General features: G+C 63.0%; 16 protein-coding genes. 9 read left to right on the top strand and 7 right to left on the bottom strand.

From position 1 onward, the window contains the following. Window positions 1–306: 306 nt before the first annotated feature. Together FFI89_RS14620 and FFI89_RS14630 are read right to left on the bottom strand one after the other, a co-directional pair. Complete coding sequence (locus tag FFI89_RS14620) at window positions 307–3459, bottom strand: PAS domain S-box protein (protein WP_210249119.1); 3153 nt, start codon at window positions 3457–3459, stop codon at window positions 307–309. 460 nt (window positions 3460–3919) lie between these two features. Continuing rightward, window positions 3920–5755, bottom strand: coding sequence for an alkaline phosphatase family protein (locus tag FFI89_RS14630; protein ID WP_138837638.1), 1836 nt, complete (start codon window positions 5753–5755; stop codon window positions 3920–3922). Between the two features lie 201 nt (window positions 5756–5956). Between FFI89_RS14630 and FFI89_RS14635 the strand changes: the two genes are divergently transcribed. Together FFI89_RS14635 and FFI89_RS14640 are read left to right on the top strand one after the other, a co-directional pair. Continuing rightward, window positions 5957–6208 carry a hypothetical protein gene (locus tag FFI89_RS14635; protein WP_138837640.1) on the top strand — a complete coding sequence of 84 codons (252 nt, stop codon included), beginning with the start codon at window positions 5957–5959 and terminating at the stop codon, window positions 6206–6208. A 337-nt stretch (window positions 6209–6545) separates the two neighbouring features. Next, window positions 6546–7361 carry a substrate-binding domain-containing protein gene (locus FFI89_RS14640; RefSeq protein WP_138837642.1) on the top strand — a complete coding sequence of 272 codons (816 nt, stop codon included), beginning with the start codon at window positions 6546–6548 and terminating at the stop codon, window positions 7359–7361. On the opposite strand, the gene FFI89_RS14645 is transcribed toward FFI89_RS14640, so the two are convergent. After that, window positions 7335–8033 (bottom strand): ABC transporter permease, encoded by a 699-nt coding sequence (locus FFI89_RS14645; protein ID WP_138837644.1) that lies wholly within the window; start codon window positions 8031–8033, stop codon window positions 7335–7337. The genes FFI89_RS14640 and FFI89_RS14645 overlap by 27 nt on opposite strands. A 120-nt stretch (window positions 8034–8153) precedes the next feature. After that, a complete protein-coding gene (locus FFI89_RS14650) occupies window positions 8154–8498 on the bottom strand; it encodes a hypothetical protein (RefSeq protein ID WP_371722489.1) in 345 nt (114 codons plus the stop codon). Window positions 8499–8665: 167 nt separating this feature from the next. Here FFI89_RS14650 and FFI89_RS14655 point away from each other — a divergent pair, with 167 nt between their 5' ends. From FFI89_RS14655 to FFI89_RS14665, 3 genes are all read left to right on the top strand, one after another. Then, on the top strand, window positions 8666–9208 hold the full coding sequence (locus tag FFI89_RS14655) for a hypothetical protein (protein WP_168213211.1): 543 nt from the start codon (window positions 8666–8668) through the stop codon (window positions 9206–9208). A 217-nt stretch (window positions 9209–9425) separates the two neighbouring features. Next, entirely contained in the window at window positions 9426–12140 is a 2715-nt protein-coding gene (locus FFI89_RS14660; protein ID WP_246669463.1) for an EAL domain-containing protein, read from the top strand. 62 nt (window positions 12141–12202) lie between these two features. Beyond that, window positions 12203–12499, top strand: coding sequence for a septal ring lytic transglycosylase RlpA family protein (locus FFI89_RS14665; protein WP_138837647.1), 297 nt, complete (start codon window positions 12203–12205; stop codon window positions 12497–12499). A 24-nt stretch (window positions 12500–12523) separates the two neighbouring features. On the opposite strand, the gene FFI89_RS14670 is transcribed toward FFI89_RS14665, so the two are convergent. Together FFI89_RS14670 and FFI89_RS14675 are read right to left on the bottom strand one after the other, a co-directional pair. Continuing rightward, window positions 12524–14986: a PAS domain S-box protein gene (locus tag FFI89_RS14670; protein ID WP_168212891.1), complete on the bottom strand. Its 2463-nt coding sequence runs from the start codon at window positions 14984–14986 to the stop codon at window positions 12524–12526. A gap of 56 nt (window positions 14987–15042) precedes the next feature. Next, on the bottom strand, window positions 15043–15807 hold the full coding sequence (locus FFI89_RS14675; protein WP_138837651.1) for a thermonuclease family protein: 765 nt from the start codon (window positions 15805–15807) through the stop codon (window positions 15043–15045). 388 nt (window positions 15808–16195) lie between these two features. On the opposite strand from FFI89_RS14675, the gene FFI89_RS14680 reads away from it, so the two are divergent. The 4 genes from FFI89_RS14680 (at window position 16196) to FFI89_RS14695 (ending at window position 19888) form a co-directional block, all read left to right on the top strand. Beyond that, on the top strand, window positions 16196–16405 hold the full coding sequence (locus tag FFI89_RS14680; protein WP_138837653.1) for a hypothetical protein: 210 nt from the start codon (window positions 16196–16198) through the stop codon (window positions 16403–16405). Between the two features lie 160 nt (window positions 16406–16565). Next, window positions 16566–18581 carry an acetyl/propionyl/methylcrotonyl-CoA carboxylase subunit alpha gene (locus FFI89_RS14685; protein WP_138837655.1) on the top strand — a complete coding sequence of 672 codons (2016 nt, stop codon included), beginning with the start codon at window positions 16566–16568 and terminating at the stop codon, window positions 18579–18581. A 142-nt stretch (window positions 18582–18723) separates the two neighbouring features. Continuing rightward, window positions 18724–19587 carry an oxaloacetate decarboxylase gene (locus FFI89_RS14690; protein WP_138837658.1) on the top strand — a complete coding sequence of 288 codons (864 nt, stop codon included), beginning with the start codon at window positions 18724–18726 and terminating at the stop codon, window positions 19585–19587. A gap of 1 nt (window position 19588) precedes the next feature. After that, entirely contained in the window at window positions 19589–19888 is a 300-nt protein-coding gene (locus FFI89_RS14695; RefSeq protein WP_138837660.1) for an acylphosphatase, read from the top strand. 168 nt (window positions 19889–20056) lie between these two features. On the opposite strand, the gene FFI89_RS34330 is transcribed toward FFI89_RS14695, so the two are convergent. Then, window positions 20057–20209, bottom strand: coding sequence for a hypothetical protein (locus FFI89_RS34330; RefSeq protein ID WP_168212892.1), 153 nt, complete (start codon window positions 20207–20209; stop codon window positions 20057–20059). Window positions 20210–20286 lie beyond the last annotated feature (77 nt).

Genomic DNA, 20286 nt, shown 5'->3' on the forward strand with positions numbered 1-20286 from the left:
GATCGCGATCGCCCCTCTTGTCGCGGTAGACGGGCGGAGTTAGACGACTGATTTGCCCGACGGCGCAAAAGGAATATTTTTACGCGAGGGGCTGGACAGACTTTTGGTGATTTGCCCGTCGGGTTGATTTGTCGCAGGTGCCGCGCGAAATTTTTCTTGCGCGGGAAGCGAAGCAGGGCGCCGTGCAAGTGGTCAGAGATCGTTTCCTATATCAGCTGAGCGATAGGTGGGCGGCTTCAGTCCAGGCCGTCGGTATCTCTCAATTTTTTTGGATAGGCCAGATTGAGCTTTGGGATTGAGTGCAGGTTAGTTGGAAATGGTTTCGACACCATCGAGATAGATGGACAATGCACCCACCCACTTGCGCGACGCATCCGAATCGGCGCTCTCGGCTGCCTGTTCAATGGATCTGCCGATGTCGGTAATGGTCTGGAATCCAAACATGCCCCCGGAACCCATCATCTGGTGTCCCAGACTCGTCACCGTCTCGAAGTCAACGCGATCTAGGGCATCCAGCATCACGATGACATTCTGCTTGCAGTTCCGCAGATAGGCGGGGATCCGGATTGCGGATCGCGATTTGGCGCTCAACCGGATCAGGTCTATTGGGTTGCTGTCCTCGTTCGCTAACGAAGGAGCGACCAGTGAGTTCTCCCTGATCGCCTGCAGCAGTACTTCCTGTTTGATGGGCTTCGTCAGGAAAGCCGTGCATCCTGCCGCCAAACACATTTCCCGGTCGCCCTTCAGGGCAGAGGCCGTCAGTGCAATGATCGGCGTGGGCGGCCGATGGTTCGCCTGCTCCCACGCTCGAATCGTTCGCGTCGCGGTCAGGCCATCCATGACAGGCATTTGACGGTCCATCAGGACGAGGTCGTAGCGTCCGGCTTCAAACATTTTACAAGCGATGGCCCCGGTCTCGGCGATTTGCACCTGGTACGGCGTGTCCTCCAGATAGGCGATCGTGATGATGCAATTGTCGGGAGAATCTTCCGCCAGCAGAATTCGCAGCGCCGGCAGCGGCAGTTCAGGATCCGCTCCGACCGGATCGGCTGCCGGACGATTGTCCGAAGCGGATATTTCGAAGGGCGCCGCGAATGCAAACACGCTGCCTTTTCCGACTTCGCTTTCGACCCAGATGCGCCCGCCCATCAGCTCCACCAGGCGTCTCGAAATCGTCAGCCCCAGCCCCGAGCCGCCGAACCTGCGCGTGGTCGATGAATCGGCTTGTGTGAAGCGTTCAAACACCTGGCCCAATTTCTCGTGCGCGATGCCGATACCGGTGTCCGATACAGTGAAACGCAATGCGGTCGGGACGGAAGGATCCGCATCCGGTGCAACCCGCAGGGTTACTTCGCCCGTTTGGGTGAACTTGACGGCGTTGCCAAGCAAATTAAGCAGCACCTGGCGAAGCCGTGTCGGGTCGCCGACCAGGTCGTTGGGCACGCCAGGCGCGATCTCGTACACCATGGCCAATCCCTTTTCGCTGGCCCGGAGCGCCACCATCTCCGTCACCTTCTCCAGCAGATCGTTCAGGGAGAAGCCGGTCCGCTCCAGCTCGAGCTGCGAGGCTTCGACCTTGGAGAGATCGAGGATGTCGTTGATGAGATTCAGCAAATTGTCGCCGGCGCGGCGAAAGATTTGTACATATTTGTCCTGCTCCGGCGAGAGCGAGGTCTTGGCCAGCAGGTCCGCGATGCCCATGATCGCATTCATCGGTGTCCGGATCTCATGACTCATGCTCGCCAGAAAATCCGATTTGGTCCGGCTCGCGCTCTCGGCGGCGGCCTTGGCCTGCTGCAATTCCGCCTCCACCCGCTTGCGCTCGGTGACATCGCGCGCTGCGGCGAAGACGCCCTGCAGTGTCCGGTTCCGGTCGTAAAAGGTGGTCGCATTGTAGGACACCACCGTCTGCTTGCCGTCCCGGGTCCGCGCCGTCAGCTCGTAGTCCGTGACCGACTTTTCACTCAGCACGCGCTTGATTGCAGCCTCGGCCCGCTCCGGATCGGTGAAATAACCCTTGAACGGCGCGCCAATCAACTCGTCGCGCGTACATCCGGTCAGCGCCTCCATCTGCTTGTTGACGTCGGTGATGATGCCGGACGGATCGGTGGTCATGATCGCGTCGATGTTGGATTCGATCAGTGAGCGGGTGTAGAATTGCTGGTCACGCAGGCGTTGATCTGACTTCTTTTGCTCTTCTTCGACCAGCTTGCGTGCGGTGTTGTCGGTGCCAATGAGCAGATAGCCGATGATCACGTCCTGCGCGTCGCGCAGCGCCGTGACTGACACCACCGCCGGGAATCGGCTTCCATCCTTACGGATATAGGTCAATTCGTAGATGTCCTCGATCCCGCGCGAGGCCTTGAACACCAGGGCCTCGAAGCCCGGCGTGATCGGGGTTGCCAGCTCGACGCTGAGCGCCTTGGCGCGCGCGATCAGTTCCTGCGGATCGGAAATGTCGGCCGGCGTGATCCTGTTCATCACGTCGGCTGCCGCGAAGCCCAGCATCCGCTCGGCGCCGACGTTGAAGATCTGAATGACGCCCTTGGCGTCGGTGGCGATGCTAGAGAAGTTGGCGCTGTTGAAGATGGCGCTCTGCAGGGCTCCCGCCTTGAGTTCGGTGCCGATCAGGAGGTAACCGATGATGACGTCCTTGGCGTCGCGCAGCGCTGTGACGGACACCACCGCCGGGAACCGACTGCCATCCTTGCGGATGTAGGTCAGTTCGTAGATGTCCTCGATCCCGCGCGAGGCCTTGAACACCAGAGCCTCGAAGCCCGGCGTGATCGGGGTTCCGAGTTCGACGCTGAGCGCCTTGGCGCGGGCGATCAGTTCCCGCGGATCGGAAATGTCGGCGGGCGTGATCTTGTTCATCACCTCGGCGGCGGCATAGCCGAGCATCCGCTCGGCGCCGACGTTGAAGATCTGAATGACGCCCTTGGCGTCGGTGGCGATGCTGGAGAAGTTGGCGCTGTTGAAAATCGCGCTCTGCAGGGCCCCCGCCTGGAGCAGGGCTTCTTCCGCAAGTTTGCGCGCGGTGTTGTCGGTGCCGATCAGGAGGTAGCCGATGATGACGTCCTGCGCATCGCGCAGCGCCGTGACCGACACCACCGCCGGAAACCGGCTGCCATCCTTGCGGATGTAGGTCAGTTCGTAGATGTCCTCGATCCCGCGCGAGGCCTTGAACACCAGGGCTTCGAAGCCCGGCGTGATCGGGGTTCCGAGTTCGACGCTGAGCGCCTTGGCGCGCGCGATCAGCTCCTGCGGATCGGAAATATCGGCCGGCGTGATCTTGTTCATGACCTCGGCGGCGGCATAGCCGAGCATGCGCTCGGCGCCGACGTTGAAGATCTGGATGACACCCTTGGCATCGGTGGCGATGCTGGAGAAGTTGGCGCTGTTGAAGATCGCGCTCTGCAGCGCGCCAATCCGCGCCGTCTCGTCGTTTCTATTGAACACGGCGTCTCCCCAGTGGCTCCCGCCCTTAGCTGATCGATTGCGCGAGAACCGCGGCTATCGATGCTCTTCTTCCCGGGCAATACGGCCAAGGGAGCCGCTCCGAGCCCTATCCGGGCTAAGGCATATTCGCGCCGGGGCGAAAAGTTCCGGCAGTTTTGTAATTCTTAAAGAAGAGATTCTTCCGGAAGACAGTTGATCTCGGGTGTTCGAAGCAAAATCGTTGCCCCGGATGTCCGAATCGGGGTCATTCCGGGGCTAACCGGAGGCAAATCCCGCCATGTCGGTTGCTCTGCCGAAAGCGGAAGCGAGTTCAACAGCGTTCGCGGTATCCCGGCCAGCCTTCGCGGCGTGATGGTATCGCCGCCGCGGGGCCTGTTTGGCGCTGGTTGGATTGCGGCGGCGGGTTATGCCGACCGTGCGGCCAACCCACCATACGACTAGCGCTCCCTTGGGGTCGCGGTTACTTCCCCGCCGTTTTCTTGTTCTCTTCCGCCTCGAGCCCGAGCGTGCGGCCCGGGAATCCTGCGGTGTCAAAATAGCGCTGGGTGCCGATGCGCTGGAAATTCAGCACGGTGCGCAGGCCGTTCGCCGCGGGCCTCGACTTCACGGTGCCGGCATAGGCCTGCGGCGTCGCGCCGTTCGGCATCGCTTCAGTCATGACGCGGCCGACCAGGGGCCCCTTGGGCTTTTGCGTCAGCCCCATGACTTTCGCGGCGGTCGCCCCGACATCGGCATTGCTGACGGGGAGGGCATCGACATAGCCCGACTTAAAATCGGGCCCGATCGCGGCGGTGAAGTTCAGCGTATCGCCGCGGCTGAAGCTGCCGTGCATGCCCTGGCCCTGGCGCAGCACGGTATCCGCCACCTGCACCGAGCAGTTGGTCGGCTCCTCGCAGCCCGACGACCAGGAACGGAAATTGACCACGATCGACGGCTGCGGCGTCACCGCCTTGCCGATCAGGCCGAGTTGCGACATCGGCAACGTGCCGGGAAAACGCCCGAGATCGTCGTTGACGAAAATGCCGCTGACATAGTCCTGCTCCAGCAGCGCCTTGATGGTGCGGTCCGCCAGCTTTCGTTCGTTACTGGGAATGTAGATCAGGTCGGATCCGCCGTTGGTGGCGACCACCAGATCCGGCTTGGTCGGATCCTTGCCGAGCACGCCGTTGCCGGCCTTGGGATGCGCGTTGTCGGCGACCGCCGCGTTCTTGTCGTTGGGATCGTACAGCGGCAGATTCAGCGCCTTGGCGAGGTCGATGGCGAGGAATCCCATGGGCAGGAAATCCTTCGGTGTATCCGCGTAAGTAACCTTCGCCGACGGGCTGGTCTTGCTCTCCTTCGAAATCGTCGAGAAGCCGTGATCGGAAGAGATCATGATATTGGTCGAGGCGCTGAGCCCGAGATCGTCCAGCGCCTTGCGCAATTGCGCGAGGTTGTTGTCGGCGTTCTTGATGCCGGCCATCGAGGTCGGGCCGTTGATCCCGGGCGTCGTGGTGTTGAGGCTGTCGCCGGTGTTGTGCTGGCTGCCGTCGGGATCGCGCGACCAGAACACCAGCACGAACGGCTTGTTGCGCGCCTTGAACATCGGCAGCACGACCTTGGCCGCGACGTCGGCCATGTAGGCCTGCTGCGCGACGTTGGCTGACGTGGTGCCCGGCGTCTTGGCATCGCCGGCCTTGCCGTTGTCGCCACGCGAGGGCGTCGCCACCGGCAGATTGGCCTTGGTCAGCGCGTCCTTCATTTCGTCGGACAGCGGCACGCCGTTCTTGCCGCCGGTGGCGTCGTCGATCACGATGGAGGCCTTGCCGCGGTCGTTATGGTCGAACTGCAGGGTAGGGCCGAGCTTGCCGATCGCGGCTGTGGAAAAGCCTTGCGCCCGCGCCATCTTCAGCAGGGTTTCCTCGTTCAGATAGTCACCGCTGAAATGCTCGTCGATGTCGCCGAGCACGGCGTCATTCTCGATGAAGGGAACGACGGTGTCGCCGGCGGGCGCCGAGGTATAGCCGGTAAAGATCGTGTTTGAGAACACGCCGGTATCGCCGAGGTAATGGCCGGTTGCCATCGCCGAACCGTTCGCCATGGTGAAGGTCGGAAACAGCGAGTGCGAATTCCTGAAGTGGACGCCCTTGTCGCGAACCTCGGCCATCGCGGGTGCGGTCTGCGGCGTCACGATGCGTCCGCGCAGGCCGTCCGGCACGAACAGGATCAGGTTGCGCGGCGCGGCGTTCTGCGCCGATGCGGCGGTTGCGGTGAGCGCGATCAAGCTGGCGGTCAGCAACACGGTCGTGCGGCGCATCAGGTTCTCCCCCATCAGAAGCAATTGCGGCGGTCTGCCGTTGTCTCCGTTTAGATTTGCTCTGCGACAGATTTGTTACATGCGCAGGAACCGGCCTCAAGAGCAGGGAGCCTGCCAGGGCAATCACGGAAACGTCGGTTTTGCAGGATTTGGCGGGAAACATCGGCGGTCGATCCCCGTTTTCCCTCGAAGGAGGCCATCATGAGCAAATTCCACGACAAAGCCGAGGCCCAGACCAAACAGATCATCGGGCAAATGCTTGGTGACGAACTGCTGGTCCGGGAGGGCCGGGAACAGCTCGAACAGACAGCAGAAAGAACGTCGCCCGCGGGCGGCAAGGGTCAGGGCATCGTCCGCGATGAACGCGGGCAAGAGCAGCCCCGGGACAAGGACCGGGCGCAACCGGTGAGCCGGGTCGACCGTGGTGGCGATCCGCCCGGGCAAAAGGCCTAGACTGATCCCGCGACGACAGCTTTGAAAAAAAGAAGGCGGCCATCATAGCCGCCTTCCTCAATCGTGTCGTTCACTCACTGCGCCGGGTTCACTTCAAACGGATGTGAGGTTTCAGTTCCTGATCTGGAACGATCCTTGTCGATGCCGACTGATGCAACTCCACATAAGCGAGCAATTCTGGTGAGTGAAGAGGCGCGGTGAGCCGGATGCGGGACGGCAGCCGGAAACGGCTGTCGTTCTTGCCGGCGGGCCGGCTTGTTCCTTACAATACTTGTTCGTTACAATGACGTGTCGCCGAGGCTGATGACAGTCAGGTTGACCTTCAGGGAAGAGAAGCATGCTCAAGCGAATTCTGATTGCCGGCTTGGTCATGTTCGCACCCGTCGGCGGCGCATCCGCGCAGGGGCGAACGATCACCGTCGCCTCGACGACTTCGACGGAGCAATCGGGGTTGTTCGGCTACCTGCTGCCGCGTTTTACCTCTGCGAGCGGCATCGCCGTCAAGGTCGTTGCCGTCGGCACCGGGCAGGCGCTCGACATCGGCCGCCGCGGCGACGCCGACGTGGTGTTCGTCCACGACAAGGTGGCGGAACAGAAGTTCCTCGCGGACGGGTTCGGCGTGAAGCGCTACGAGGTCATGTACAATGATTTCGTGGTGATCGGGCCGAAGGCCGATCCGGCGCACATTGCCGGCGACAAGGACGTTGCCGATGCCTTGCGAAAGATTGCCGCGGCGAAAGCCATCTTCGTCTCGCGCGGCGACCGCTCCGGCACCCATGAGGCGGAGCTGCGGCTCTGGAAAGAAGCGGGCGTCGATCTCGCCGCGGCCAAGGGCGACTGGTATCGCGAAATCGGCCAAGGCATGGGCGCCGCGTTGAACATGGCGTCGTCGTCGAACGCCTATCTGCTGGCGGACCGCGGCACCTGGCTTTCCTTCAAGAACCGTGGCGAGCTCGCGGTCCTGACGGAAGGCGACCGGCGGCTGTTCAACCAGTATGGCGTGATGCTGGTCAATCCGGTCAAACATGCCGGCGTGAAAGCCAGGGACGGCCAGGCCTTCATCGACTGGCTGGTCTCGGTCGAGGGACAAAAAACCATCGCCGACTACAAGGTCGGCGGTGAACAGCTATTTTTCCCCAATGCGTCCGAGTAGCAGGAACGCCACCGTACTGACGGTTACGCTCAGCGACACCAGGATGAGCCCGAGCCCTAACGCCAGCGATAGTTCGCCCTTGCTGGTTTCCAGCGCAATCGCCGTCGTCATGGTGCGGGTGTAGCCACGAATATTGCCGCCAACGATGATGATGGCGCCGACCTCGGCGATCGCGCGCCCGAAGGCGGCGAGAAAGGCCGTGAGCAGGGAGGCGCGTCCGAGCGACAACATCAGCGCCATGCAGCGAAGATGCGACAGGCCGTCGGTGTGAGCGAGGTCGGCATATTCGGCCCACAGCAGCGTCACAGGCCGATGGACCAGCGAAATGACGATCGGGGTAGCCAGCATCACCTGCGCGATGATCATGGCCGGCGGCGTGAACAGCAATCCGGCAAAGCCGAAGGCGCCCGACCGGGACAGCAGCAGATAGAGCCCGAGCCCCACCACGACCGGCGGCAGGCCGAGCAGGGCGTTGGCCAGCACGATCAGGACCTGTCGTCCGCGAAACCGGCTGATCGCAAGCCAGATGCCGAGCGGCGCGCCGATCATTAGAGCGATCAGGCTGGCCGAAAGGCTGACGCGCAGCGACAGCCAGACGATGGCGACCAGTTCGGAATCGAGACGGCCGATCAGTGCCAGCGCCGCGGCGATGGATTGGGTGAAATCGTTCATCCGCGCAATGAAGCAGAAATTCAGGCCTGAGGCGTTAAGTTTTGACGCGTTTTGTTGACGCGAACCGCTCCACCCACGGATCAAGTCCGAGGGCATGCTTCGCTTGAAAACGCTATGCAGCTATTTCCCCGCGTTCGCTTCAAGGCACTGAATGAGAAAAGCGGTGCGTTCGCGCGGTATCACCTTTTCCGTATCCGCCTTGTGCGCGCACTCCTGCTGCCTGATCTGTTCGGCGCGGCGCTTCTCCGCCGCCTCCCGGTATTCCGGAGCCACCTTGGTCGGATCGACCAGTCGCTGCGCCGACAATGGCGAAGCGATCGCCATCGAAACCAGCGCTACCGCCACAAAATGCTTCATGAAAAACTCCAACGATGAAATATCGAAATGCGGGTCGTTAATGCGCAAACCATAGCAAAAAACCGGTCTCCCCGATACCGCGTCGACCGCATCCGGGCGGTTGTCCATCCCGGCACGTTAAGGGTGTGGTGTGACCATAGATTTCTCAGAGATGGTAAAGTCGCAGGTCCGCACAAATACCGGCTTTGCCCGGTACCCGCGTAAGCAAACGTTTAGAGGCAGGCTGTAAAGTACCCGTTATCACTTCCTGCATTAACCCCCGGTTAGTCATGCGCTTGCTGCCGATGAAAGAGCCGGACAAGGCCTGGCGCTCGATCAAGAGCCAGTGGAAGAAGGACGCTGAAGCCGTCGGGGAGGACTATTCCACCCTCGCGATCGGCAGCTACGCCGTCATTGACGGCCTGATCAGGGACGAGAAAAACCCGAGCCTCTTCTGCCTTTCCGAAGGGGACCGGTCGCATGCGGTCTGCCAGGTCAGCCGCATCATGATGAGCAAATATCCCGCGCCGACGCTGCGCGCGCGCTTCACCACCCTGTCGCCGGTCTACGAACTCGGCATTGTCGGCCTCGCCCAATACGCCCAGATCATGGTCGCGCTGTTCTCCGGCATCGTATGGCTGTCGCGGGATACGCTGTCGGGGAACCACATCCGCTTCTTCCTGAAGAGCCCGGGCGACGCCCAGTTTTTCACAGCCCTGCGCATTGAATCCGCGCTGTCGCCGTTCTCGAAGTTCACGATCGACGGGTCCCTGATCGAATGCAGCATGAGGGAAGCGGAGACCGCCGAGGTGGACGAGATGGCGAAGGCAATGGCCTGATTTGCTGTTCTTGTTTTCGCGCGTTTTCTACCGCAGATAAGTCTACGCAATCTGCGTAAACTTGATTGCTACGCGAACCGGCATCCACCCACGGATCAAGTCCGAGGGCATGCTTCGCTTGAAAACGCTTGGCCTATTTAACTTCGCGATAACTCACTTTGCTAACGCCCCCTTGGGTGGTGTCCCCCTACAACACGCGCCTGTGGGGGCAGCAAGAATGCTGGACGGTTCGTCTCAAGGCATCATGACGGGGAGTTCGCGCGGATCGATCGGCGGCATGCTGTCCCGGTTCAGAGTAGGCGCGATTCAATGGCTCGTGCTGTGCGGCATCGCGCTCGTGATCGCGATTGCGCTCGGTACCGCCTACTTCGCCCTGCAATTCCGCCAGCGCGCCCTCGAGGTCGCCGAGCGCGAGCAGAACAACACGGCGCTGCTGCTGTCGCGCCACTTCGATCAGCAACTCGGCGATCTCCAGCACGTCCACAACGAGGTCATCGCCTACATGCAGGCGAGCGCCGGCGAGACCGCCGACGAATTCGAAACGTCGATGTCGACATTATCGGCGCACGAAATGCTGCGCACCAAGCTGGAGGCGCTGCCGCAGCCCAACGGCCTGCATCTCTACAATGCGGCGGGAAAACTGATCAACGCGACCGAGGTCTGGCCGGTGCCCGACGTCACGATCGCGGACCGGCGTTACTTCCAGGATTTCATATCGGGAAAACCGACGCCGGATGTCATCGTCGAGCCCGTCAAGAGCAAGGTGACCGGGCTCTGGACCACGGTGTTCGCGCGCAAGATCGTCAACCGCCGCGGCGAGATCGTCGGTTTCGCCAGCAGGGCGCTGCGGCCTTCGCATTTTGAGGGCTTCGTCGCGTCGTTGGCGCTGGACCGCGACACCGGAATTTCGGTCATCCATCGCGACGGCACCATCATCGCGCGCTACCCGCGGAATGACAAGTATGTCGGCCGTAACGTGTCGGGGTTGCCGCAGTTTCGCCGCGCCATGGAGCTCAACGGCAACATTTCGGGTCGGTTCAAGAGCAGCCTCGGCGAAGACCTGATCGGCTCCGTCAGGCCGCTGACACATTTCCCGATCGTCATCGTCTCGGCAGCCGACACCGCCACCGCGCTGGCCGATTGGCGGGCGCAGACCAAGCTGCAGTTTTTCGCCGCGGTACTGGCCGTCGTCGTCGTCGTCGTCATGATCTTCCTGATCGTGCGCCAACTGCAGCGCCAGCATGCCGCCGCCCAGCACAAGCTGTCGGAAAAGACTCAGCATCTCGACACCGCCATCAACAACATGACGCAGGGGTTGCTGCTGTTCGACAAAACGGGCCATCTCGTGATCTGCAACCAGCAATATATCGACATGTTCGGGGTCTCGCCGGACGTCGTCAAACCCGGCTGCTATCTGCGCGACCTGATCCTGCACCGCCAGCAGCTCGGTTCCTTTGTCGGCGACGTCGACAGCTATTGCGCCAAGTTTCTCGATCCCAAGGGCGGCATCAACGATACCGTGACCTCGACGCCCGACGGGCGCACGATCCGGCTGATCTACAAGCGCTCGCCGGACGGCGGCTGGGCCACGACGCTGGAAGACGTCACCGAAAACCGGCGCGTCCAGGCCCAGATCGAGCATCTCGCCCATTACGATCCCCTGACCGGCCTGCCGAACCGGACGCTGTTCCAGCGCCACGCGGAAGGGTTGTTGCTCGAGACTGCAAGCGTCCAGTTCGCGATCCTCTATATCGACATCGACGAGTTCAAGGCGATCAACGATTCACTGGGCCATCTGATCGGCGACGAATTCCTCAAGGGCGTCGCGGAACGGCTGCGCCAGTCGGTCGGGCCGAGCGACTTCATCGCCCGCCTCGGCGGCGACGAGTTCGCGATCCTTCAGCACGACGTCGGGGACGACCGCGATGTCAGCGCGCTGGTCGAGCGGATTTATCAGGCGCTGCGCACGCCGTTCGACTGCAACGGCCATCAGCTTGCCAGCGACGCCTCGATCGGCGTCGCGATCGCCCCGCGCCACGGCACCGACCTGTTCGGCCTGCTGAAGAGCGCCGACCTGGCGATGTATGCCGCGAAAGCCGCCGGCCGCCGGACGTATCGTTTCTTCGCGCCGGCGATGGAAGCCGAAGCCAACCATCGCCGCGAGATCGAGCGCGATTTGCGCGCGGCGCTGGCGGAAGACGAATTTGAAATCCACTACCAGCCGCTGGTCGATCTGCGCAGCGACGAGGTCACCGGCTGCGAGGCGCTGCTGCGCTGGCGGCATCCGGTGCGCGGCATGGTCTCGCCCGCTGACTTCATTCCGGTCGCCGAGGAAACCGGCCTGATCGAGCAGATCGGGCAATGGGTGTTGCGCACCGCCTGCGCCGAAGCGGCCACCTGGCCGGCCCATCTGCGGATCGCCGTCAACGTCTCGCCGATCCAGTTCAAGTCGGAAACGCTGTCGCTGAAGGTCGCTGCCGCACTCGCCGAAACCGGGCTCGACCCGCGCCGGCTCGAGCTCGAGATCACCGAGGCGGTGCTGATCGCCGACGACGACGCGGCGCTGGCGACGCTGAGCCAGCTTCGCGCGCTCGGGGTCAAGATTGCGCTCGACGATTTCGGAACGGGCTATTCGTCGCTGCAATACCTGCAACGCTTCCCGTTCGACAAGATCAAGATCGACCGCAGCTTCGTCAAGGAGGTCGTTCGCAATTCCTCGTCGGCCTCGATCATCCGGGCGGTGGTCAGCATCGCCGCCGACCGCGACATGATCACGACAGCGGAAGGCGTCGAGACCTTGCGGCAGCGCGAAACCGTGCAGAATCTCGGCTGCACGCAGATGCAGGGATATCTGTTCAGCGCCGCGCGTCCGGCGCATGAAATCCGCGGGCTGCTGGCGGCAAGCGCCGAAGCGGTCGAAAACGCGGCCTAAGGGCCGGAACTCTCGCCATAGCAACGCGTTCTGCTGCCGGGGCCGACCGATGCAGGACGTAAATGCGAATTTCGATGGTCGCGGCGGCCCTGCTGCTGCTTGGCAGTTCGCTCGCGCGTGCGGAGACCGGGAAGGCCTCCTATTATCACGGCATAGGCAAGCGCGGTGAAATGACCTGCGCCCATCGCAGCCGGCCGTTCGGCAGCATGGTCCGGGTCTCCTCCGGCAATCACAGCATTCAATGTCGCGTCAACGACCGCGGGCCCTTCGTTCGCGGCCGCATTATCGATGTCTCGATTGGCGCGGCGAGAGCGCTGGGAATGATGAAAGCCGGCGTCATCAAGGTCTCGATCGAATAGCGGGCTGCGGTTGCCGGCCGGTCGCTACGCGCTATCAGGCTTTTGCGCCGAAATCGCTTTTCGCAGAATCCGCGACAGCAACTCGACCGAATAGGGCTTCTGGATCAGCTCGAAGCCGTGGTGGGCATTTTCCGCCAGCACGTTGCTGTAGCCGCTGGTCAGCACCACCGGCAGGCCGGGGTAGCGCTCGCGGATGATATTGGCGAGTTCGACGCCGTTCATGCCGGGCATGATGACGTCGGAGAACACCAGATCGGCGGAAAACTCGTCTGCGGCCAGCATGGCGAGCGCGCTACTGGCGTTGGCGGCGCGGCGGACGGTGTAGCCGAGATCCTCCAGCAGTTCGGTGGAAAAGCGGCCGACGTCGTCGTTGTCTTCGACCACCAGCACGCGATAGCCGCGGCCCCGCGTGGCGGGCTCGCTGGCGGCTGCGGCCGCTTCGATCGCATCCGTCGGCATCTCGGCCTGCGGCAGATAGATCGTGAAGGTCGCACCCTGGCCGGGCAGGCTTTTTACCTCGATGTCGCCGCCGGACTGTTTGGCAAAGCCGAAGGCCTGGCTGAGGCCTAATCCGGTTCCCTTGCCGACTTCCTTGGTGGTGAAGAACGGCTCGAAGATCGCATCGAGCTGGTCGGCGGCGATGCCGGTGCCGGTGTCGGCTATGGCGATGGCGACGAAGTCGCCGCTGCGGGCGGACTGGGCCCGGAGCGGGGGGATGGCGCGCAGCTTGCGGACGCTGATCGTGAGCTGGCCTTCGCCGTCCATGGCATCGCGGGCATTGACGGCGAGGTTGATCAGGGCGGTCTCGAACTGCGCGATGTCGGCGATCGCAAAACAATCGGTGCTTGTCAGGTCGACCTCGATCCTGATCCGGGCGCCGACGAGGGGACGAATAAGCCGCGCCACGGCGTCGACCTGGCTGCCGACGTTGAAGATCTGCGGCTTCAGCGGCTGGCGGCGGGCAAACGCCAGCAACTGCGCGGTCAGCTTGGACGCCCGTTCCACCGTCTCGGAAATCGCATCGACGTAGCGCCGCCGGCGCTCCTCCGGCAATTCGCGGCGGCGCAGGAAGTCGGTTGCCGAGCGAATGATGGTCAGGAGATTGTTGAAATCGTGGGCCACGCCGCCGGTCAACTGGCCGACCGCTTCCATCTTCTGCGACTGCCGCAGCACTTCCTCGGCCTGGCGGCGCTCGGTAACATCCACGGCTTCCGGCACCGCGCCGATGATGGTGCCGTGCCGGTCGCGCATCGGGCGCATCGCGAAGTCGAAATAGCGCTCGCCGATCGGCAGGTTAAGCCGCATCTCGGTCCGGACTTCTTCGCCCTTGATCACGGCGAAGAAGGCGTCACGGACAATGTCGCGCATGCCCTCGGTTTCGGAAAACCACGGCGTCGTCCAGTACGGCGTGCCGATCACGTCGATGGCCTTGGCGTGGATGCCGTCGAGCGACGTCCGGTTGGCGTAGAGCAGGTCGCCTTCGGAATTGAGCAGTCCCTGATACTGATGGCTGGTCTCGAAGATCGCGCGCATCTGCGCTTCGTTGGATTCGAGCTGCGCGGTTCGCTCCGCAATCCGCTGCTCGAGGGTTTCGTTCAGCCGGCGCAAATCGCTTTCGGCCTGCTTCGATGCGGTGATGTCGTGGGCGACGCCGATGAAGCCGATATGATTGCCGGTCGGATCCCAGCGCGGCTGGGATTCCGATCGCAGCCAGCGCCATTCGCCGTGGGCATTCCGGTAGCGGGCCTCCAGCACGAACGGCTTCAGCGAGGCCTCGCCCGCCACCGATTCCTGCAGGATGCGCTGCAAATCGTCCGGATGCAGCACCTTGCGCCAGTCGAACGCGACGGCTTGCTCGAACGGCAATCCCAGAAAATCGACATAGGCCTGGTTGGCGAACGATCGCGTGCGGTCGAGCTTGGTAACCCAGATCGGCACCGGCGCGCTGTCGGCGATCAGCCGGAAGCGTTCCTCGCTCTCGCGCAGGGTAGCTTGCGCCAGCATTTGATCTGTCACGTCGAGGTCGGCGCCGATCAGGCGCTGCGCGCGGCCGTTGGGCGAGCGCTCGATCCGGGCAACCACGCGGATCCATCTGATCTCGCCGTCATTGGGCCGGATGATGCGGTATTCGTCCGAATAGTCCGCGCTCGCGCTCCGCAGTGTTCCGAACAGGTGTTTGACCGTCCGCTCGCGATCTTCCGGGTGGATGCGACCGACCCAATCCCCATAGGTCTCGTTCTCGGCCTCCGGCGGCAGCCCGTGAACGAGAAGATATTCGGGGGAGCGGCGGTTCTTGACGCCGTCGCGGAAGTCGATTTCGAGTCCGCCGACGCGCGCGATGCGCTGGATCCGGGCCAGTTCGGCTTCGCGTTCCTGCAGCGCGCGATGCGCCTTGTCGCGTTCGCGCGCAATCTCCTCCAGATGCTGCCGCAGCCGTTCGGCAGCTTCAACTTCGGGCAGGACATTCGAAGGTTCGGAAGGGGTCATACGCGACGGCAACCTCTGCCGACACTCTCACACACCAGGCGGCAATTTTGCCAGCGTCATTTGCTCTTGCCGGGCGACCGGCAATTGTAGGCCTTGCGGAATCCGGCGCCTTGCGCGTCCTCCTCGGAACAAAACCAGCGATCCGGGTTGGTCAGGCCCGGATAGGAGCGGCAGGCCTGTAGATGATAGATGCCGAGATTGCCGGTGACGCGGGCGCGGACAGCATACTTGCCCTTGATGCTGCAGCCGGGCGGCTGGGCGATGTCCTCGGGGAACAAGGCTTCGCGGATTTCGCGGTCGCGGTCGGCGCGGCATGAGCCGCCGAGCAGGGCGCCGTCCTTGCGCCCGACGCGGAACTCGCGCGGCGCCACGAAGCAGCCTTTCCACAGGCCGAGCTTGTCGTCCCTGGCCCTGGCCTCGTCCTCCTTGAAACGTCCCGTTGCCGAGGATTCGACATTCAGGGCAAAACCCTGGCGGACCAGTAACTCGCCGAGGCCGGTCGTCTCGCCCTCGACCTTGCAGACGCCAAGATGCCGCTTTCTGTACGTGGGGTCCACGCCCAGATCGTCACAGCGCACGGCACGGCCGCCGATCAATTTGGTCAGTTGGTCGCGCGCCTCGACGCCGCAGGTCCAGCTATCGGCATGATCGTCGATGCAGAGCTGGTCGAAGGCGGGGGCGTCGATGCCGTCGAGGCGGTAGGTCACATTGCCGAGCTGCAGCGTGCTGCCGTCGCGGATGGTGGGAGAGGCTGCCCAGGTCGGGCTCGCGGAGAGAACGGCCAGCGACAGAGCCGCAACCAAGGAAACGCGTGACTGCATTTGTTTCATTTCAAAATGTTTTGTGTACCTGCGCGCGCGTTCTAGCACATGCCGCCATCGGGGAAACCAAGCGCACGGGTCTCGGGTCTTATGTATCTGTCACGTTTATGCCGTGGAGATTTAAAGCTTCAAGGAGAGCTTCGATAAGCTCGGGTTCAAGCCTGTGGGCAAATGCGGTATGAGCTCGTTAATCTGGTCAAATGTGATGAAGCCGTGTCGGCCACCGATTTCGACGGCTCGTCGGATGATCGCATGCCAGTCCATTCAACTGCTCTCGAAATTTGCCCCTCTATGAAAGGCGAGACGGAGCGAGCCCATTGACTTCGTAAGAACAAAAGAAGAACATATCTTTCCTCCGCTCTCCTTGAGATACCGCCGAGATACCGCCATGTCGTTCACCCCCCAGCCGTCGCCCCAGCCAGATGACGGGCTGGAAGCCGCCGTGGATCAGGCCATTACCGCCTGCGGCGGTGATATGCGGGCGACCATTCGGGCGTTGATCGTGGCCAACGATTATCTGGAGACCGAGGTGGGTGAGCTGATGAAGGCGGTGAGCCACGCCTATGCGCGCGGCCGGTTTAACAGCTATTCCGGCTGAAATAGCGCCTTGACGCAAACGGGCGCCAGGGCCCCGGCCCGGCGGGTCGGCACGAGAGAGTTGCCTCGGTCGATTTTTGCTGTACGACGGGTTTGTTACCCGCATCCCCGCATGTCACATTGCGGGTGAGGATCCTGCCCGAAGCTCAAGCAAGAAGCACATGTTCAAACGAATTCTGATCGCAAATCGCGGCGAGATCGCCTGCCGGGTCATCAAGACTGCGCGCCGTATGGGGATCGAGACGGTAGCCGTGTATTCCGAGGCCGACCGCGATGCGCTCCATGTCGAAATGGCCGACGAGGCGGTGCTGATCGGCCCGCCGGCCGCGGCCGAGAGTTATCTGTTGATCGACAAGATCGTCGAGGCTTGCCGCAAGACCGGCGCCCAGGCCGTGCATCCCGGCTACGGCTTCCTGTCCGAGCGCGAATCCTTTCCGCGGGCGCTGGAAGCGGCCGGTGTCGTCTTCATCGGTCCCAATCCCGGCGCCATCGCCGCGATGGGCGACAAGATCGAATCCAAGAAGGCCGCCGCAAAGGCCAATGTCTCGACGGTGCCCGGACATCTCGGAGTGATCGAGGACGAAAAGCATGCGGTGAAGATCGCCGACGAGATCGGCTATCCCGTGATGATCAAGGCCTCCGCCGGCGGCGGCGGCAAGGGGATGCGGATCGCGCATTCGACGTCCGAAGTCGCCGAAGGCTTCAACCTCGCCAAGGCCGAAGCCAAGTCGTCGTTCGGCGACGACCGCGTCTTCATTGAAAAATTCATCGTCGATCCCCGCCACATCGAAATCCAGGTGCTCGGCGACAAGCATGGCAACGTGATCTATCTCGGCGAGCGCGAATGTTCGATCCAGCGCCGCAACCAGAAGGTCATCGAGGAAGCGCCGTCGCCGCTGCTGGATGAGACCACCCGCCGCAAGATGGGCGAGCAGGCGGTGTCGCTGGCGAAAGCGGTCAATTACGATTCCGCGGGCACCGTCGAGTTCGTCGCCGGCCAGGACAAAAGCTTCTACTTCCTGGAGATGAACACCCGTCTGCAGGTCGAGCATCCCGTCACCGAACTGATCACCGGCATCGACCTCGTCGAGCAGATGATCCGCTCCGCCGCCGGCGAAAAGCTCTCGCTGGCGCAGAAGGACGTCACGCTGACCGGCTGGGCGGTGGAATCGCGCGTCTATGCCGAAGACCCGTTCCGCAATTTCCTGCCCTCGATCGGCCGGCTGGTGAAATACCGTCCGCCGGCGGAAGCCCGCCTCGATGGCATCACCGTCCGCAACGACACCGGCGTGCAGGAAGGCGGCGAAATCTCGATCTATTACGATCCGATGATTGCGAAGCTGGTCACCCACGCGCCGTCACGCGCAGCCGCGATCGAGGCGCAATCGACCGCGCTGGATGCCTTCTATATCGACGGCATCCGCCACAACATTCCGTTCCTGTCGGCGCTGATGAGCCATCCGCGCTGGCGCGAGGGCAAGCTCTCGACCGGATTCATCGCCGAGGAATTCCCGAAAGGGTTTGCCGCGCGTGCGCCGGAGGGCGAGATCGCGCGGCGGCTGGCCGCCGTGGGCGCTGCGATCGATCACGTGCTCGGCGAGCGCAAGCGACAGATTTCCGGCCAGATGAGCGGCCGGGTGGTGCAGCGCGAGCGCCGCCGCGCGGTGTGGCTGGGCCGCGAGGAGATCGCGCTTGACGTGGCGCGTGAGGCCGACGGCATCGCGGTGCGCTTCATCGGCGCCGATGGTCTGCCCGGCAACCCGCATCAACTGGTCTCGACTTGGAGGCCGGGCGAGCCGGTCTGGCAGGGCAGGATCGACGGCCAGTTTGTCGCGATGCAGGTGCGCGCGATTCCCAACGGCATCCGCCTCGCGCATCAGGGCTTTGAAGTCCCGGTCAACGTCTTCACCGAGGGCGAGGCGGCGTCCGCGCGGCTGATGCCGGTAACGTCGGCTGCGGACACGGGCAAGAAGCTACTGTGCCCGATGCCCGGCCTCGTGGTCTCGATCGCCGTCAACGAAGGCCAGGAGGTCAAGGCCGGCGAGACGCTCGCGGTGGTCGAGGCGATGAAGATGCAGAACGTGCTGCGCGCCGAGCGCGACGGCACGGTGAAGAAGATCCACGCTGCCGCCGGCGCGACGCTGGCGGTCGACGCGCTGATCCTGGAGTTTGCTTAGAGCGAACGGTGGTGAGACCGTCATTCCGGGGCGATGCGAAGCATCGAACTAGGATGTGCAATTGCACATCCGAGAATCTCGAGATTCCGGGTCTGGTCCTTCGGACCATCCCGGAATGACGAAGAACAACAAGAGGTAAGCCATGGCCTTCCGGAAACGCCGCGAGGCGCTGCGTTCGATCCTCAACGGTTCCGGCTGCATCCGGCCGGGCTCCGTCTACGACGCGACCTCGATCCGCATTGCCGAAGACCTCGGCTTCGAGGTCGGCATGTTCGGCGGCTCGGTCGCTTCACTGGCGGTGCTCGGCGATCCCGACATTGCGCTGATTACGCTCACCGAACTTTGCGAGCAGATGCGCCGGATGTCGCGCGGGGCAGCCTTGCCGGTGCTGGTCGATGCCGACCACGGTTATGGCAATGCGCTCAATGTCCGCCGTACCGTACAGGAACTCGAAGCCGCCGGTGCTGCCGGCCTGACCATCGAGGACACGCTGCTGCCGCAGGCGTTCGGGCAGGCCGAGACGCAGTTGATCTCGCGCGAGGAGGGCGTCGGCAAGATGAAGGCCGCGCTCGACGGGCGCAGCGATCCCTCGCTGGTCATCATCGGGCGCACCGGTGCGGTGTCGATCACGGGCCTTGATGACGCGATCGCGCGGGCGAAGGCCTATGAAGCCACCGGCGTCGACGCGCTGTTCTTCACCGGCATCAAGGATCGCGGCGAACTGGAGGCGGTCTCGGCCGCGACCCGATTGCCGATCGTGCTCGGTGGCGCGCCCGAATCGATGAGCGAGCTCGATTATCTCGCAGGCCTGCGGGTAAGAATCGCGTTGCAGGGCCACGCGCCGTTCGCAGCGGCCACGCAGGCGGTCTACGAGACGCTGAAGGCGCTGCGCGAGGGCGCATCGCCAAAGAACTTGAAGGGGTTGCCGTCGGCGGAACTGATCAACCGGGCGATGCGCGAAGCCGACACCAAGTCGCGCGCGAACGCATTTCTCGGACTGAAGTAACATGAGTGCCGTGGTTCGCCACGTCATGGTTCGCGGCCGCGTGCAGGGCGTCGGTTACCGCGCCTTCGTCGATCATGAGGCGCGGGCGCGCAATCTCGAAGGCTGGGTGCGCAACCTTAGGGATGGCAGCGTCGAGGCGCTGTTCGCAGGGCCTGCGGACGTGGTTGCGGCCATGATCGCGGCATGCCGGCGCGGGCCATCGCCTGCGCGAGTCGATGCGATGCAGGAAGAGGCCGGCAATTCCGACGCGCTGAATCTGCGAAGGGCAGGGGAGCGCTTTTCGGTGCTGCCGACAATCTAGAGGGTGATCGAATGAAAACGAGGGCTCCGCGACGCGACTGGAGGCGAATCCATCACTCACCGATATTCTGGGTCGGGGTGGTAATGTGCCTGGCGGCGATCACGATCTACGTGCTTTCGGATGACCTGTCGTGGCGGCCCGGAGCGCACTAGCTGCCAAGGGAAAGCGCTAGAACAATCCCGGACTGAGGTCGACGCCGTAGGTCATCAGCAGCACGGAGACGAACAGTCCCGCGAGGCAAAACAGCAGAAGCTGCTTGAGGGTTTCGACCTCGCTGACGCTGGCAAAGGCGCGTGACAGCGGGCGTGCGATAGCAGTCATATGCGACCTCCATGCTCCTGCGCCCGGCAGTGGCGAATTCGAAGCTAGCGCAGATCGCGGCGGCCGAATGTGAGCTG

The sequence above is a fragment of the Bradyrhizobium sp. KBS0727 genome, assembly GCF_005937885.2.
Classification (GTDB): Bacteria; Pseudomonadota; Alphaproteobacteria; order Rhizobiales; family Xanthobacteraceae; genus Bradyrhizobium.

What these genes read in the sequence shown, in the direction of transcription:
- FFI89_RS14630 (WP_138837638.1), bottom strand. Translation starts at nt 5,755, where the DNA reads ATGCGCCGCACGACCGTGTTGCTGACCGCCAGCTTGATCGCGCTCACC.
- FFI89_RS14635 (WP_138837640.1), top strand. Translation starts at nt 5,957, where the DNA reads ATGAGCAAATTCCACGACAAAGCCGAGGCCCAGACCAAACAGATCATC.
- FFI89_RS14640 (WP_138837642.1), top strand. Translation starts at nt 6,546, where the DNA reads ATGCTCAAGCGAATTCTGATTGCCGGCTTGGTCATGTTCGCACCCGTC.
- FFI89_RS14645 (WP_138837644.1), bottom strand. Translation starts at nt 8,033, where the DNA reads ATGAACGATTTCACCCAATCCATCGCCGCGGCGCTGGCACTGATCGGC.
- FFI89_RS14650 (WP_371722489.1), bottom strand. Translation starts at nt 8,498, where the DNA reads ATGGACAACCGCCCGGATGCGGTCGACGCGGTATCGGGGAGACCGGTT.
- FFI89_RS14660 (WP_246669463.1), top strand. Translation starts at nt 9,426, where the DNA reads ATGCTGGACGGTTCGTCTCAAGGCATCATGACGGGGAGTTCGCGCGGA.
- FFI89_RS14665 (WP_138837647.1), top strand. Translation starts at nt 12,203, where the DNA reads ATGCGAATTTCGATGGTCGCGGCGGCCCTGCTGCTGCTTGGCAGTTCG.
- FFI89_RS14670 (WP_168212891.1), bottom strand. Translation starts at nt 14,986, where the DNA reads ATGACCCCTTCCGAACCTTCGAATGTCCTGCCCGAAGTTGAAGCTGCC.
- FFI89_RS14675 (WP_138837651.1), bottom strand. Translation starts at nt 15,807, where the DNA reads ATGCAGTCACGCGTTTCCTTGGTTGCGGCTCTGTCGCTGGCCGTTCTC.
- FFI89_RS14680 (WP_138837653.1), top strand. Translation starts at nt 16,196, where the DNA reads ATGTCGTTCACCCCCCAGCCGTCGCCCCAGCCAGATGACGGGCTGGAA.
- FFI89_RS14685 (WP_138837655.1), top strand. Translation starts at nt 16,566, where the DNA reads ATGTTCAAACGAATTCTGATCGCAAATCGCGGCGAGATCGCCTGCCGG.
- FFI89_RS14690 (WP_138837658.1), top strand. Translation starts at nt 18,724, where the DNA reads ATGGCCTTCCGGAAACGCCGCGAGGCGCTGCGTTCGATCCTCAACGGT.
- FFI89_RS14695 (WP_138837660.1), top strand. Translation starts at nt 19,589, where the DNA reads ATGAGTGCCGTGGTTCGCCACGTCATGGTTCGCGGCCGCGTGCAGGGC.
- FFI89_RS34330 (WP_168212892.1), bottom strand. Translation starts at nt 20,209, where the DNA reads ATGACTGCTATCGCACGCCCGCTGTCACGCGCCTTTGCCAGCGTCAGC.